Origin of the sequence: Algoriphagus alkaliphilus (assembly GCF_900103735.1) — a bacterium.
GTDB classification, from domain to species: domain Bacteria; phylum Bacteroidota; class Bacteroidia; order Cytophagales; family Cyclobacteriaceae; genus Algoriphagus; species Algoriphagus alkaliphilus.
The window spans coordinates 170,185-185,395 of record NZ_FMXE01000003.1 but is presented as its reverse complement, the minus strand read 5'-3'; the positions used below and the strand labels follow the sequence as shown (position 1 = coordinate 185,395).

The 15,211-nt window shown below is 42.3% G+C and carries 11 protein-coding genes; 7 read left to right on the top strand and 4 right to left on the bottom strand.

Annotated features, from left to right (window positions below; genetic code table 11):
• Positions 1–30: 30 nt before the first annotated feature.
• The 3 genes from BLQ81_RS02290 to BLQ81_RS02280 all read right to left on the bottom strand — a co-directional run bounded on the left by BLQ81_RS02290 (position 31) and on the right by BLQ81_RS02280 (position 4,121).
• Positions 31–1,539 carry a xylulokinase gene (locus BLQ81_RS02290; protein ID WP_092728341.1) on the bottom strand — a complete coding sequence of 503 codons (1,509 nt, stop codon included), beginning with the start codon at positions 1,537–1,539 and terminating at the stop codon, positions 31–33.
• Between the two features lie 10 nt (positions 1,540–1,549).
• Positions 1,550–3,193 (bottom strand): sodium/sugar symporter, encoded by a 1,644-nt coding sequence (locus BLQ81_RS02285; protein ID WP_092728340.1) that lies wholly within the window; start codon positions 3,191–3,193, stop codon positions 1,550–1,552.
• A 124-nt stretch (positions 3,194–3,317) separates the two neighbouring features.
• Positions 3,318–4,121 (bottom strand): aminotransferase class IV, encoded by an 804-nt coding sequence (locus tag BLQ81_RS02280; protein WP_092728339.1) that lies wholly within the window; start codon positions 4,119–4,121, stop codon positions 3,318–3,320.
• Positions 4,122–4,286: 165 nt separating this feature from the next.
• Between BLQ81_RS02280 and sdaAB the strand changes: the two genes are divergently transcribed.
• The 3 genes from sdaAB to BLQ81_RS02265 are packed head-to-tail and all read left to right on the top strand — an operon-like array spanning position 4,287 to position 7,680.
• Positions 4,287–4,964 (top strand): L-serine ammonia-lyase, iron-sulfur-dependent subunit beta, encoded by a 678-nt coding sequence (gene sdaAB / locus BLQ81_RS02275; RefSeq protein WP_092728338.1) that lies wholly within the window; start codon positions 4,287–4,289, stop codon positions 4,962–4,964.
• 40 nt (positions 4,965–5,004) lie between these two features.
• Positions 5,005–6,357 (top strand): TolC family protein, encoded by a 1,353-nt coding sequence (locus BLQ81_RS02270; protein ID WP_092728337.1) that lies wholly within the window; start codon positions 5,005–5,007, stop codon positions 6,355–6,357.
• 3 nt (positions 6,358–6,360) lie between these two features.
• Positions 6,361–7,680, top strand: coding sequence for an efflux RND transporter periplasmic adaptor subunit (locus BLQ81_RS02265; RefSeq protein ID WP_092728336.1), 1,320 nt, complete (start codon positions 6,361–6,363; stop codon positions 7,678–7,680).
• A gap of 523 nt (positions 7,681–8,203) precedes the next feature.
• Here BLQ81_RS02265 and BLQ81_RS02260 read toward each other — a convergent pair.
• On the bottom strand, positions 8,204–10,459 hold the full coding sequence (locus tag BLQ81_RS02260) for a TonB-dependent receptor (RefSeq protein WP_217636639.1): 2,256 nt from the start codon (positions 10,457–10,459) through the stop codon (positions 8,204–8,206).
• Between the two features lie 223 nt (positions 10,460–10,682).
• Here BLQ81_RS02260 and BLQ81_RS02255 point away from each other — a divergent pair, with 223 nt between their 5' ends.
• The 4 genes from BLQ81_RS02255 to BLQ81_RS02240 all read left to right on the top strand — a co-directional run bounded on the left by BLQ81_RS02255 (position 10,683) and on the right by BLQ81_RS02240 (position 15,158).
• Complete coding sequence (locus tag BLQ81_RS02255) at positions 10,683–11,342, top strand: metal-dependent transcriptional regulator (protein ID WP_092728335.1); 660 nt, start codon at positions 10,683–10,685, stop codon at positions 11,340–11,342.
• Between the two features lie 170 nt (positions 11,343–11,512).
• The gene (locus tag BLQ81_RS02250) at positions 11,513–13,261 is read left to right on the top strand and encodes a TrkH family potassium uptake protein (protein WP_092728334.1); all 1,749 of its coding nucleotides are present in this window, start codon (positions 11,513–11,515) and stop codon (positions 13,259–13,261) included.
• Between the two features lie 12 nt (positions 13,262–13,273).
• Complete coding sequence (locus BLQ81_RS02245; protein WP_092728333.1) at positions 13,274–13,963, top strand: potassium channel family protein; 690 nt, start codon at positions 13,274–13,276, stop codon at positions 13,961–13,963.
• A 94-nt stretch (positions 13,964–14,057) separates the two neighbouring features.
• Positions 14,058–15,158 (top strand): porin, encoded by a 1,101-nt coding sequence (locus BLQ81_RS02240; RefSeq protein WP_092728332.1) that lies wholly within the window; start codon positions 14,058–14,060, stop codon positions 15,156–15,158.
• Positions 15,159–15,211: the final 53 nt, after the last annotated feature.

Below are 15,211 nucleotides of genomic sequence, written 5' to 3'. Positions count from 1 at the left end.
TTCTGGGTTATTTAGGTAAATAGGTTATTCTTAGCCGGCCAAACCGGATTTTAGTAATTCATTTAATTTGCCTTCCCAAGCCGAATAAGCATCAAGGTAGGGCTGACTAAAGTTGGGATTGGGCTCCAATGTCTCCAGTAAACTCAATCCTTCAAAAGCCTCACTTTCTGAGGCAAACACTCCTGCGCCGATTCCGGCACCTCTTGCAGCTCCCTGAGCACCATCTGTGTCATAAAGCTCCAGATTAACTTCATTCATTTGGACGAAAGTCTTTCTGAACAATGGACTCAAGAACATATTCGCCTTTCCGGCTTTCACTGTTTTCAGGTTCATCCCCATGTCTTTCATTATCCGAAATCCAAACGTCAATGAAGAAACAATACCTTCCTGTGCCGCTCTGACCACATGCTTTTTATCATGCTTTAAGAGATCCAAACCAAGTAAGTGAGCTCCTACCGCTTTGTTTTGCATAATCCGCTCCACTCCGTTTCCAAAGGGCAAGAATGTCAAACCCTCTGATCCAATTGGCGCACCGCTTCCCATTGCGTTCATCTCTTCATAGGCAATCCACTTTCCTCCCATGACTTTTTTAAGCCAGGAATTCAAAATGCCAGTGCCATTTACACAAAGTAATACTCCGTAAGAAGGCTTTTTCTTTGAATGGTTGACATGAACGAAGGTATTGACACGTGAGAAAGGATCGTAAAGGGGTGAATCACACACGCCATAGACTGTTCCCGAAGTACCCGCTGTGGTTGCCAATTCTCCGGGTTTTAATACCTGAAGGGAAAACGCATTGTTGGGTTGGTCACCGGCTCGATAAGAAATGGGAACACCTGATTCCAAGCCTGTCTCTTTTGCCGCTTCTTTACTGACTTTTCCCTGAACGGAAAAAGAAGGAACAGCTTCAGGGATCCATTCTTTTGGAATATCCATTTGCTTGAGGAGCTTTTTACTCAATCCATTCTCAATGAAATCCCAGAAAATCCCTTCGGAAAGACCTGTCTCGGAAGTAAGAATTTCTCCGCTCAACTTCATCGCGATGAAATCTCCCGGAAGCATGATTTTATGAATTTTGGAAGCAAGTTCCGGTTCATTTTCGATTACCCATCGAAGTTTGGAGGCTGTAAAATTTCCCGGTGAATTAAGCAAATGAGGAAGGCAATAATCTTTCCCCAGTGATTGAAAAGCCTTTTCGCCTATTTCAACAGCCCGGCTGTCGCACCAGATGATCGAAGGTCGGAGCACTTTCAAATTCTTATCCACGCATACAAGTCCATGCATTTGATAGGCAATACCGATACCTTTTAGCTCGCCTTTTTTGACTTCAGCTTTATTGGTGACATAAGCAATAGTCTCCTTGACATACTTCCACCACATCTCCGGATCCTGTTCGGCCCAACCAGTTTGAGGTGCATTGATTGTCATTTCTTCTTCAGGAAAAGCTTTGGATACAATCGACTTGCCTGTACCAGCATCCAAAAGTGCGGCTTTCACCGAGGAACTTCCGATATCAATACCTAAAAGTAATTTTCTCATAATCAATTATTTACCAGAAGATGGTGTAAAGGCCAGCAATAATTCCCGCAATTAATATCGCACCGATTTTGAAACCTGTGCTCGTACTGAAAAGGTCAGCGTTGATGTCAATGCTGTTCGGATGGTCTTTTCCTTTACCCTCTACCAAACTGATTGTAATCATCAAGCCTGCCAATACTAGGAACACAACCCCCATTCTATCGAGGAACGGCAAGGCAGGGAAAACTATTTTCAATACGACTGATAAGGGAATACTCAAAGCCGCACCTACCAAGGCGGCATTTGACGTGGTTTTTTTCCAGAATACGCCAAAGAAGAAAATCGCAAAAACACCGGGGCTAATGAATCCGGTATATTCCTGGATAAACTGGAATGCCTGATCCAACTGCCCCAGCGCCGGGGCTACAATTGCAGCAATGACAAAAGCCACAACTGCCGTAATCCTTCCAACTCTTACCTGATTGGTTTCAGAGGCACCTTTTCCAAAATATTTACTGTAAATGTCCATCGTAAATATGGTCGAAGTACTGTTTGCCATGGAAGCCAAGGAGGAAACAATCGCTGCTGTCAAAGCTGCAAAGGCCAAACCTTTCAATCCGGTTGGTAAAATCTGAAGCAAAGTCGGATATGCCCGGTCAGATTTGATAATACCGGTCACCGGGTCTTTCATTGACTCGATAAAGCTGATATCAATTCCGTCTTTGACTATAACATATGCTGCTATCCCAGGTACAACCACGATCAATGGCATCAAAAGCTTTAAGAATCCGGCGAAGATCATCCCTTTTTGGGCCTCATCCAAACTCTTTGCTGCCAAGGCGCGCTGTGTGATGTATTGGTTGAAACCCCAATAACTCAAATTGGTAATCCACATTCCACCAATCAAAACGGAAAGTCCAGGAAGATCTCCATAGGCATCGCGTGTCCCGCCTTTTCCGTCAGGAATCATCATTTCGCCTTCACTTAAAATCATAGAAAAGTGTTTCGGAGCGGCTTTTCTCAGAATACCTATTCCATCCCAGGCATCACCACTTCCTACCATTTGCAGGGCGATGTAAGTCGTAGCCAAACCGCCTGCAATAAGAAAAACGACCTGAATCACATCAGTCCAGGCCACTGCTTTAAGGCCGCCGTAGATGGAATAGATCATGGCAAAAAGTGCCAATCCCACAATCCCATACGTCAGGGGAACATTCAGAATTGTATTGAGACTCAGTGCACCCAGGTAGAGAACGGAGGTAAGGTTTACAAAAACATACAGCAACAGCCAAAAGACAGCCATCGTCGTCCGAACACGTGTATCGTACCGATCCAGCAGGAATCCAGGCATGGTATAAATCCCCTTCTTCATATATACAGGAAGAAAAAAGATCGCTACTACCAGGAGTGTAGCGGCCGCCATCCATTCATAGGTAGAGATTGCAAGTCCAAGCGCAAAGCCCGAACCTGACATACCTATAAATTGCTCCGCGGAAATATTGGAAGCAATCAGTGAGGCACCAACAGCCCACCAGGGAAGTGCCTTTGATGCAAGGAAGTAATCAGAGGAGTTTTTGATGTGTCCTTTTTTCTCACGGGAGACATATATGCCCATTCCTATGATAAGGAAGCAATAGCCGAAGAAGACTATTAAATCAATTGGTTCTAATAGCATGGAGGTAGGTTGATTGAGGTTTTGGGTAATGTTAAGTGCTTGTAGTTTAAAATTTACAAATTAAGGTCGTTAAAGATAAGAGTTTGATGCAAACGTCTGCACAAAAAAACGGGGAAGCTCATATTTATTGGAAAATCTCAGTGAGGGGATCCCATTTGTCGGTAGAAAATTCTAAAGAATCGATTTTTTCCAAATAACTTACTCCGGTCACATTAGACACCCATACCTGATCTGCCTTCAGAAGATCATTGGGACCAAAAACTCCTTCGGTAATCAGTCGGGGGATTTTAGAAATAATCGCCTGTCTTCCCACTCCTTCGATGCACCCACTATTCAATGCAGGTGTATAGACTTTTTTCCCCTTTCTCCAAAAAATATTCGAGGCACTCGCTTCGGCAACTTTTCCGGTATGATCCAGCAAAATCAGTTCATCAAGCTTCCTGTCCTCCCGTTCCTGTGCTGCCATGACATAGGGAAGAGCGTTGAGCGTTTTAAACCTACTCCATGGAAAAGGGTAAAGGGAAATACTTTCAGCAAAGGAAGCAAGGGATTTGACCGCTGGTGCAAAGGTTAATTCCTGAAAATGTAAGGTTTGAAAAGATTGGTTGGTTTCAGGAGTATATCTTCCGGATCCACTTCTGAATAGATTCCAACGAATCCTCAGCTTTTTGCCTGCATATTTTTCTGCAATCCAAGATTCCAATTTCTCAAAACCGGATTTATCAGCCTCCAGTCTCAACATTTTCATTCCTCGAATCAATCGATCTAAGTGAAAGCTGAAAAATCTGATTTTTTCTCCATCAAACACCATCGTTTCAAATAAACCATCGCCAAAGTTCATCGCCCGATTTGGTACCGGAAAGTCGGTCATCTTTCGCCAGGCTTGTTCTGTGGATAGGAATACATAAACTGTATCAATTTCGCTCATAAAAGTGTCCGTATACGATCAGAAATAATGTTTGTTCTATTAGGCTCTTGTTAAAAGTAGTAAACAAAACCACCTTTAGTGTCTTTAAATGCGGAAAGAAAGTAAAAAATAACTTAATCTTGAGTCAGCAAACGTGTTAGCATTAATATTGGACGAAAGCGGCTTATGGCAAACAAAAGTAGTGTATTCGATATGATCGGACCGGTGATGATTGGACCATCGTCTTCGCATACTGCGGGTGTGGTCAGAATAGCCCGTGCTGCCATACGCCTTTTGGGGGGTATGCCCGACGAGGCAAATATTACTTTTTATAATTCTTTCGCCAGGACATACGAAGGACACGGAAGCGACAGGGCGATCTTGGGCGGTTTGATGGATTTCAATACTGATGACCCAAGAATCAAAGACGCTTTGGAGATAGCCGCCGAAAAAGGCCTGATTTACAAATTCAAATCGATCGGGAATTCCTCTATTCACCATCCTAATACCATCAAGTTAAACCTAAAAAAGGGAGAAATAGAATTGGAGGTTGTTGGAGAGAGCTTAGGGGGTGGAGTGATCAATATTGCAGAATTGGACGGTTTTGTAGCTAATTTTTCGGCACAGAATCATACCCTCATCATTAAGGCTAGCGATATCTCCGGTGCGATCGCATTTATTTCCGGGGTAATTGCTCAGGAAAAAACCAATATCGCGACGATGTCTGTTTCCCGTAAGGGAAAAAATGACGTGGCTTGTCATGTTATTGAAATGGACTCAGGCATCAGGGAAATTACTGCCCAATACCTGAAATCATTACCATGGGTTTCTGAGTTAATTTATATTCCCGATATTGATTTATAAACTATTTTGACCAAATCATAACCAAACCAACTAACAAACTATGCCAAAAATTTTTCTGGGAGTCATTCTCACTATTGGGATCTCTTTCCTCTCGCTTGCCCAAAACAACCAACCTGTGGGACCCTTCGACCTTCAAACTTGCGTCGATATTGCGTTGGAAAATAACCTGACATTAAAAAGGACCGAGCTAAACCAACAGATCACGGAAGCGAATCTCCTCCAAAGCCAAGGACAGCGAATTCCATCTTTCAGTACAGGAGCAAGTTCGGGCTATAGATGGGGTCGTTCGATCAACCCAGTGACCAACTTGTTTGAAAACAATCGGATTGGAAACATCAACTTATTTGCAAACTCAAGTGCTCCGATTTTTAGAGGGAACCAAATCAATAATACCATATCGCAAGCTCGTAAGGATCTTGAGGCTGGTGTATTCAATTTGGAAGCAACCCGAAACGACATCACATTGAATATTATTAACCTCTTCATCAATGTTGTATTCAACCGGGAGCAAGTTAAAATTGCTGCCAATCAGCTAAAAACAACAACAGAACAATTTGAGCGAACAAGCAAACTAGTCGCTGCGGGATCTTTACCCATCTCCGATCAGCTGGATCTCCAATCTCAAAATTCAAGCAATCAACTTGAAGTGATCAGAGCGCAAAACAATTACAGAATCGCCAAACTTAATCTGGCTCAGGCGATGCAGATCCCTTTTAAAGATGATTTTGATGTAATCGAGCCTGAGTTTAATGTCGAAAATTCAACGATGGTCTCCGAAGATCCGAATGCAATCTATGAGGTCGCTGTTGAATTGATGCCTGAAATCAAGGCAGCAGAAGCCGGAGTTGAAAGCGCAGAATACCAGGTAAAGATTGCCAAAGGAGCTTTTCTCCCAACACTTGGAATCGGAGCAAATTTATTCTCCAACTATGTAGATCAGCCCGGATTTAATCAGCGGGAAATCACACCCTTTGGAGAACAAATTCAAAACAATGTTTCCCAGTCGGCCAACCTTCAATTGAACATCCCTGTTTTTTCTAATTTCAACAACAAATCAGCAATTCAGAGAGCCCGGGCGCAGAAAGCAATCAGCGAAGTCACGGTTCAGGAAGCAAAGAATCAACTCAGACAAAATATTGAAAGTGCCTACACCGATGCTGTTGCGTCCAAATTGTCCTATGAGGCTTCCTTGGTCCGCGTCAAGAGTCTTCAGGAATCTTTCCGTGTTTCACAGCAGCGCTTTGACCTTGGTGCGATCAATTCTGTAGACTTTCAAGTGGCACAGGCCAACTTGTTTAATGCACAGGCAGACCTTCTCAACGCAAAATATACTTATATCTTCAGAATTAAAGTGCTCGATTTTTATCTCGGTAACCCCATCAACTTAAACTAAACCATGGCTACTAAAAAGTCCAATAAACTATTGTATTACCTTCTGGGTGCAGTCGGTCTCATTATTGTCCTTGCTGTAATCGGAAGATCTGCAGGCTGGATAGGCGGATTAAAGGAAACTGAAGTGGAATTTTCCACAGCAAAGAAAACTGCCATTATCGAAAAGGTCAGTGCCTCCGGAGAAATCCAACCTGAAATTGAGGTAAAACTTTCCCCGGACGTAGCCGGTGAGATCATCGAACTTAACGTAGCCGAGGGTGACTCTGTAGAAGTAGGAAAACTCCTGGTGAAAATTCGCCCTGACAACTTCGTCTCAGCCTTGGAGCGAAGCAGAGCTAATCTCAACCAACAAATGGCAAATTTGGCTCAGACGAGAGCGACTCTTCAGCGCTCTGAAGCCCAATTTGCGCAAGCTCAGCTTAATTACAACAGACAAAAAGGCCTGTGGGAGCAAAAAGCCATTTCTGATTCCGATTATGAAACGGCAAGGGCAAATTACATAGGTGCTGAAAAAGACCTGGAAGCTGCAAAGCAAAATGTAATCGCATCCGAGTTTGTCATTAAGAGTTCCCAAGCCTCTGTCAACGAAGCTTCCGAGAATCTGCGATTGACAAATGTCAATTCACCGGTTTCCGGAATTGTTTCCAGCCTGCTGGTAGAGCAAGGTGAACGTGTCGTTGGCACGCAGCAGATGGCGGGTACACAAATGATGACTATCGCGGATCTTTCCAGAATGGAAGTAAGAGTAGATGTCAACGAAAATGATATTGTGAGATTAAGTCTCGGAGATACCACCATCATTGACGTGGATTCTTACTCCTCTACAGGAAAAAAATTCAAGGGTATTGTAACCAGTATCGCCAATACCGCTAACACCAAAAATTCATCAGACGCTGTGACAGAATTCAAAGTGAAAATCAGAATTCTAAACAGCTCTTACGTGGACCTGGTCAAGGAAGGGAAAAAATATCCTTTCCGTCCCGGTATGACTGCCTCAGTGGAAATCATCACCACCTCAAAAACCAATGCACTTGCCATACCGCTCAGTTCGGTCACCACCCGAGAAACCCAAATGGACACCTTGGCTGGAGGCACCACCAAAGCTAAGGAATTGGTATTTGTCAGTGAAAATGGGGTGGCAAAAATCAGAACCGTCAAAACCGGAATTTCAGATTATGAAAACATTGAAATTCTGGAAGGTCTGAAAGAGGGTGATGAAGTTATTTCTGGCCCATACTTCATTGTAAGCAAGGAATTGAAAGAAGGAGATCCGGTAAAAAAGATGGCCTCCCCTACCAAACCGGGAGCAACTGCTGCGAAGTAATTTGATTCTTCCCTACAAGTAAATTGAATCCCCGCTTCTAAAAAACGCGGGGATTATTTTTTTTTATTCACCGGATCTAGTGGCCCTCTGAATAAAATGAATGACAGAACTCCATTTTTAGCTCATTATTTCCTGCTTCTAACAAAACGACTTGTTTGGGAATGGCACCTCAAACGGCAAACCACCCGATAAAGACACCCTCATCGTTATAACTGTCTAGCATATATTTCATTCCACCGGGTTTGGTATTGAATCCCAATTCATTGGTTTCATTAAAAATTACTAGCCTATGAATTGCCTCCGGTTTTTGAGTGGAAGAATTAGAATAGCTGACAACTCGAGTCGGGATTTAGCCCAATGGACAAATTCATATTTGGGTTAAAGCCTTATGCGATCATAAAATCCCACTTTGGAACGGGCTAAAGCCACCACCCTATTCATAGAAAGTTATCTAGTTCAGCTTGGTTACATCGGACCAATCCCATATTAATACCTTCTTTCCAATTTCCATTTCAAACTCACATCAAAGAAGGGTAAACCTCAGCCCAAGAAATCCTCTAATTCCCTGATTCGGGGCAAAGACATAAGTCGGATCAAAAGTCAATGCATTGGGATTAGTTGGCGTAGGAATCACATTTCCTCCCCGATCAAACTCCACTCCCTTGTCAAAAGGATCAAATGACCGCGCAATGCTATTGGCAGGAGGAGTGAAATTCAGCAGGTTTTTCACTCCTCCATAGACCTCCCACTTTTTCCCAAATGATTTTGTCAACTGGATATTCTGAATGCTCCACCAAGGAGAAAACTCCGGGCGATCGTCCAATTCACCCAAAAGCGGCAGTCGCATCGGACTGTACACATTGCCGGTGTAATCAATGCTCAAACCCAAGTTTTGAAACGCATAGCCAATGGTCCAAACACCCGAAAAACGCTCAGTGAGCAGTTGGCGTATTTTTTCTCCACCTTCATTCAAACTTACATCCATCAAGGTGGCGCCGGCCAATGCCTTGAAACCCGAGTTCCAAACTGCATCCACATTCAAAGATATCCCTTTGGAAACTGCGCTACCATCCAAATTGGCATAGATGATCTGATTGGGGTTTGTTTCGTAATCGGGCAGGATGCGGTTGGTAAAATGGGTGTAGAAAATCGATCCGTCCAATCCGAAATAATTTCCCTGATCCGAATAGATCTTTTTCACCAAATTCAAATTGGTATTCCAACTTCTTTCCGGAGCTAATTCCTCTGCAAATACTACCTCCCGAGCACCGGTCAGAGCCGCATGATCCTCTGTGAAAACATTGGCTACCCGAAATCCATTACCGGCCGAAATCCTAAACACCGTTCTTCTGTCCTGAGATACCCACTTGAAATTGACTCTAGGAGAAAAAATATTGCCGTGAACACTGTTGTAATCGTAGCGGATCCCAGCCAATAAACTCTGACTGGAATTGAAGCGAATCTCGTCCTGCACAAAAATCCCCGGTAAATGGATCTCAGAAGGAAAATTTTCGCTTCCTCCTTCTTTGAAAGTAGCGGAAGTATTGTCGTCATAATAGGTGTACCGATAGGCTGAACCCAAAAGTAAATTATGCTTTCCCGCCTCCTTTACCCAGGTCAGTTGCCCAAAAGCAATAGTTTGGTCTGCCAAATAAAAGGTCGTTCCATAGTAAGAATTCTGCTTGTGTCCATTTGCTGAAAACTGGAAATTAACCAGTTCTTTTACCGGCAATTGGTAGGTACCAAAGGCTTCCCAGCGATTAGTCACAATACTTTCTCCATACACTTCATCCCCTCCCCGATCAGCTTCGATCCAGTTCATCTGACCTCCCCAGCGGTTTTCATTCACATACCTACCTGCCAGGTTGAAGGCTCTTCCTCCTTTTCGTCGAATTTCAAATTTCTGGAAAAGCGAAATCCTCTTTTGCAAAGTCAGGTCGGTAATCCCGTCTCCGTTGTTGTCGATGGGATTATCATACCAAAACACATTCACTCCACTCAGTGACTGGATTGATTTCGATAGGACACTTTTGATCCCCAGATCAGCATTGACTTCTCCCCAACCTGTTGCAAAAGCATCCACAGATACCAATGGGGCGATTTCGGGTCTTTTGGTGATCACATTGATCAAGCCACCGACTGCCTCTGAACCATAAAGCGTGGAAGCCGGACCTTTGACTACTTCGATCCGGTCAATCAGCGATTGCGGAATTCCAGTCAAGCCATATACTGTTGCCAATCCACTTACAATCGGCATCCCGTCAATCAAAATCATGGTATATGGACCCTCCAAACCATTGATATGGATATCACCGGTATTGCAAACATTACAGTTGATTTGTGGACGGACACCGTTGACATTTTGCAGAGATTCAAAAAGGGAAGGTGTAGGATTTGCTTTGAAAAAGGCGGCTTTGTACACTTCAACCGGCACAGGGCTATCCAGCCTGGAAACTTCCTGCATCGTACCGCTTACCACTACTTCATCCAAAGAACCGTCAAGGGTAGACAAGTCAAAAGTTAAAAAATTGCTTTCTAGAGGTACAGTGATCTTTTTTGTCTGTTTTTCATAGCCTATCAAGGAAACCTGAATGGTATACAGACCCGCTTCAAGCTTATTTATTTCAAAATTCCCAAGGCTGTCAGTTATCGCACCGAGGCTTTTCTCCTTAATCAGGACATTGGCAAATTCCAAGGGACCCTTCGCACTCAAGACTCTCCCCTTCACACTTTGCTGTGCAAGAGCTGAATTCAGGGTGAAAAATAAAAGCATAAGCATTGAGCTTCTTCGAATTGATTGAATCATAAATGCAACATTATTGCATTTAATTGAATTTTCCGAAAAAGAGATCTTAAAATTTATGGATGGACTGGAGAACAGCATTGAAAATTTTCGAGTGATATTTTTATTAGATACACAAAAGTAATAAGTTAGAACAATCTAACAAATTTGTTTTTCTAATATACGTTGTCGTACTTTTGACCGGATCAAATTCCCAGCTATGGCTTCCTCTACCGAAGAGAACTATTTAAAGGCACTCTATAACCTTTCAAATGGGCAAGGAGAGGTCAATATTTCGGATTTGGCAAATGGCTTAAAAGTCAGCATGCCCACAGCGAATAGCATGGTAAAAAGCCTTCAGAAGAGTGATTGGGTGATTTATGAGAAATACAAACCTGTCATCCTTACTCCAAAAGGTCAAAAAGAAGCCGCTTTGATAGTACGCAAGCATCGTTTGACTGAAATGTTTTTGGTGAAAAAAATGGGCTTTGGCTGGGAGGAAGTGCATGAAGTAGCCGAACAGATCGAACACATCCACTCCCCGAAATTTTTTGACCGCATGGATGAAATGCTCGGATATCCGACCATTGATCCCCACGGATCCCCGATTCCCGATAATCAGGGAAGGATGAAAGAATTTTCTTACACCCCGCTTTCGGCCTGCAAACCCGGACAGGAAGTTCAACTTACAGCCTTAACAAATTCTTCGGCGGAATTTTTGGAATTTCTAAACAGCAGGAAGCTAAGTCTGGGAGTCCATCTGAAAGTGATTTCGCGGGAAGCCTACGATCAGAGTATTGTAGTCAGCTATCCGGATCACCCCATTGAAACTCTGAGTGAAAAAGCATCAGAGAGACTACTTGTTAGAATTTTGGAATAAAAATCCGGCCGATTCTTCCGGTCTTATCCAAAAACCTTACTTTGGTCTGCCGAATTGCCTAATTCCAATAAAACCATTCAAAATTTCCAAATGAACCAGATCTCAGTCCGGAATCAGACTTAAAACTGCTATTCATCAAAATTCAATCTAAGACTGGGAAACAAAAAGTAATGGATTTTAACTTAAAAACGCTTTACAAATTCACCTTCGGGATTAGCCTGATCGGTCTTATTGCAATTGTCACTGATTTTGGTTTTTCTCAAACTGAATTTTCACAGAACCTTCTGGACGGGTTTTACTTTTTTGTTCTGGCATTCGGGTTGATTTCTACCTTCACCAGGTATATCAAAAAAAGCATCCTATTCGACAGAAAGGTATTCATCTTTGATTTTTTGTCGATTGTTTTCACGCTTTGGGTTTTCCACATGTACCTGTTTGTCGGCACCCCTTTTGAGACGGATTTATTGCTGGAGAATCCCATTTGGGTGAAAATTGCTGTTTCGATGACCTTCATCAGAGAATTTTCAGACCTCCGTATAAATTTCAAAAGAACAGTCCTCAATCCCGCTCAGCTGTTTATTTTGAGTTTTCTGGTCATCATAATCTTGGGGTCTTTTCTGCTGATGTTGCCAAATGCAACCCACAATGGAATATCTTTCATTGATGCCTTATTCACAGCCACAAGCGCGGTCTGTGTCACAGGCCTGGTGGTAGTGGATACAGGAACCCATTTTACCGGCTTGGGTCAGACCATTATTATGTTTTTAATCCAGGTGGGTGGTTTGGGGATTCTGACCTTTGCGAGTTATTTCAGTTATTTTTTCAGAGGGGGTACAACCTATGAAAATCAACTTATTTTAAGTGACATGACAAGCTCGCGGAAATTGGGAGAGGTATTTTCTACCCTGAAATACATCATTTTCATCACCTTCGGGATCGAATTCATTGCAGGCTTATTGATTTACATCAGTATAGACTCCGGTAATTTCTTAACACATTCAGACAAAGTGTTTTTTGCAGTATTCCATTCGATTTCGGCCTTTTGCAATGCGGGATTTTCCACATTGAGCGTCGGGTTGTTTGATGAGGGCTTCCGGTTCAACTATTTTTTTCAGATCGTAATAATCTTATCTTTTGGGTTGGGCGGGCTGGGCTTCCCGATTGTGGTCAATATCCTGTCATTTTTCCAATACAAAATTTCCCAACTGTTTTTATTCAAGACAAGAAAAAATAAGCACCGCCCGTGGGTACTAAATTTAAACAGCAGAATCACCCTGATTACCACACTTTCTATTACGTTCATAGCTTTTTTCGCTTTCTATTTCCTAGAATATAACAATACGTTAAGTGAGCATAATGGCTTTGGAAAAATAGTCACGGCACTTTTTGGAGCCACTACTCCAAGAACTGCGGGTTTTAACACCATTGATACGGTGTCTATGACATTTCCGACAACCATGATGATATTTCTGTTGATGTGGATTGGAGCTTCCCCGCAATCTACCGGAGGTGGAATAAAGACCAGCACTATTGCCATCGCCACGTTGAATATCCTAAGCCTTGCTAAAGGAAAAACCAGAATAGAGGTGTTCCGGCGTGAAATTGCGGATGTATCGGTGAGAAGGGCATTTGCCATTATCTCTTTATCCTTGATAGTCATAGGTTTTTCAATTATGCTTATTGCTTTTTTTGACCCCGAGAAGACGTTGATGAATATTGCTTTTGAATGTTTTTCAGCATACAGTACGGTGGGACTAAGTCTGGGCATTACAGGAAGTCTGAGTGAGGTAAGTAAGTTTATAATTATTATAGTCATGTTTGTGGGAAGAATAAGTATGCTTTCCTTAGTAATTGCTGTATTTAGAAAAGTCAAATACACGAACTATAGCTATCCAAAAGAGGAAATAACAATCAATTAAGCTTAGTATATAATGAAATATATCATCATTGGACTTGGAAACTTTGGCGCATCACTCGCACAAAAATTGACAGAGGAAGGAAATGAAGTCATAGGAATCGACAGAAATATGACCAAGGTGGATGCAAATAAGGAGAAAGTCTCCCATACCATCTGCATGGATTCCACTGACGAGTTTACAGTCGCAGGACTTCCACTGAAAGAAACTGACATCGTTCTTGTAGCCATCGGAGAAGATCAGGGGGCGAATATTATGACCACAGCAATTCTTAAAAATTTTGGTGTAAAAAGACTCATCAGCCGGGCTATCAATCCACTGCACGAAAAGGTTCTACAGGCAATCGGAGTGGACGAAATAGTGCATCCGGAAGAAGAAACAGCCGAGCGATGGGCCAAAAAACTTTGCCTTCACAATGTGGTGGACTCTTTTGAACTTAATGATGATTATAGCATAATAGAGGCCAAGGTTCCGGTCGATTACGTAGGAAAAACTGTCAGAGAAGTCGGATTTCGAAAGGAATTTAACTTGTTGGTCTTAACCATTATCAAGAAAGTAGAGGTTAAGAGCAATTTGGGCAAAACCAAGATTGAAACTCAAATTCAGGGCGTGGCATCTGCGGATAATATTCTTGAACCAAATGACATTCTGGCACTCTACGGCTCCAACAAAGATTTACAAACCTTCCTGAAGAAGAAAATGTAAATAGTCCGTTTGAATACTTTTTTTCTAAGTAATGGGTGGCTGTCATTTAGCCCGTGTATCGGAATATTTACCCTATTTAAGCTTGTCAATACTTATGAGATCCATCCTGTTTGTCATCTTATTTTTAGCCGGAGGTAACGGTTTTGCCCGTAATCAGGCGGATAGTAGTTGGTCACATCAGCCTACTTTACACCTTTCGGGGTTAGCTGATGTGTATTACGTATATGATTTCAATCAACCCGCGAGTATTAAGCGACAGGCTTTTTTATTTAATCACAATAGACACAACGAGTTCAATCTAAACTTAGGACTAATAAAACTTTATCTGGAACACTCAAAGTACAGAGCTAATTTCTCCTTACATGCCGGTACTTATGGCAATGACAACTATGCTTCTGAGCCTGGACTTTTGAAGAATATTTTTGAGGCCAACATTGGAATTTCACTGAATGAGAAAAATAATCTTTGGCTTGATGCGGGGATTATGCCTTCACATATTGGATTTGAGAGTGCGATTTCGATGGATAATTGGACCTTAACACGTTCATTGTTGGCTGAAAACTCACCTTATTATTCCTCAGGTGCAAAATTGACTTTCAATCCAAATGAAAAATGGGAACTCGCAGGGTTGATTCTGAATGGTTGGCAACGAATTCAGCGATTGGAAGGAAATTCTCTGCCCTCTTTTGGTACCCAATTGAAATTTAGCCCAAATGAATCCACTACTCTGAACTGGAGTACATTCATCGGAACGGTTGATCCCGATCAATTGAGAAGGATGAGATATTTCAATAATTTTTATGGGCAATTTCAACTGACAGACCGCTTTGGGTTGATCACAGGATTTGACTTCGGTGTCCAACAGGAGTTTAAGGGAAGTTCCGACTATGACATTTGGTTAAGTCCAGTAATTATAGCGCAGTTTTCAATTGATCAAAGATGGAAAGCAGCAATGCGTGCAGAATATTATCAAGATCAAAAAGGAATTCTAATACCAACAGAAACGCGGAATGGTTTTCGGACTTCCGGACTTTCCATGAATCTGGATTACAGGCCTTCCCCGTTTCTGATCTGCAGAATTGAAGGTCGGAGGATGACCGGTGGGGATGCGATTTTTGATACCAAAACCAGTACTTCCAGAAAGAATTTCATCCTAGGGGCATCGATGGCAATTAGGTTTTCGGGAGGTTTTTAAGATAAAAAGATGCTGATTATTATTAGAAACTAAATACGGATTAATTTGCAAAT

Bases quoted from the DNA above. Each gene is read 5' to 3' on its own strand.
- BLQ81_RS02290 (WP_092728341.1), bottom strand. From the start codon at position 1,539: ATGAGAAAATTACTTTTAGGTATTGATATCGGAAGTTCCTCGGTGAAA.
- BLQ81_RS02285 (WP_092728340.1), bottom strand. From the start codon at position 3,193: ATGCTATTAGAACCAATTGATTTAATAGTCTTCTTCGGCTATTGCTTC.
- BLQ81_RS02280 (WP_092728339.1), bottom strand. From the start codon at position 4,121: ATGAGCGAAATTGATACAGTTTATGTATTCCTATCCACAGAACAAGCC.
- sdaAB (WP_092728338.1), top strand. From the start codon at position 4,287: ATGGCAAACAAAAGTAGTGTATTCGATATGATCGGACCGGTGATGATT.
- BLQ81_RS02270 (WP_092728337.1), top strand. From the start codon at position 5,005: ATGCCAAAAATTTTTCTGGGAGTCATTCTCACTATTGGGATCTCTTTC.
- BLQ81_RS02265 (WP_092728336.1), top strand. From the start codon at position 6,361: ATGGCTACTAAAAAGTCCAATAAACTATTGTATTACCTTCTGGGTGCA.
- BLQ81_RS02260 (WP_217636639.1), bottom strand. From the start codon at position 10,459: ATGCTTATGCTTTTATTTTTCACCCTGAATTCAGCTCTTGCACAGCAA.
- BLQ81_RS02255 (WP_092728335.1), top strand. From the start codon at position 10,683: ATGGCTTCCTCTACCGAAGAGAACTATTTAAAGGCACTCTATAACCTT.
- BLQ81_RS02250 (WP_092728334.1), top strand. From the start codon at position 11,513: ATGGATTTTAACTTAAAAACGCTTTACAAATTCACCTTCGGGATTAGC.
- BLQ81_RS02245 (WP_092728333.1), top strand. From the start codon at position 13,274: ATGAAATATATCATCATTGGACTTGGAAACTTTGGCGCATCACTCGCA.
- BLQ81_RS02240 (WP_092728332.1), top strand. From the start codon at position 14,058: ATGAGATCCATCCTGTTTGTCATCTTATTTTTAGCCGGAGGTAACGGT.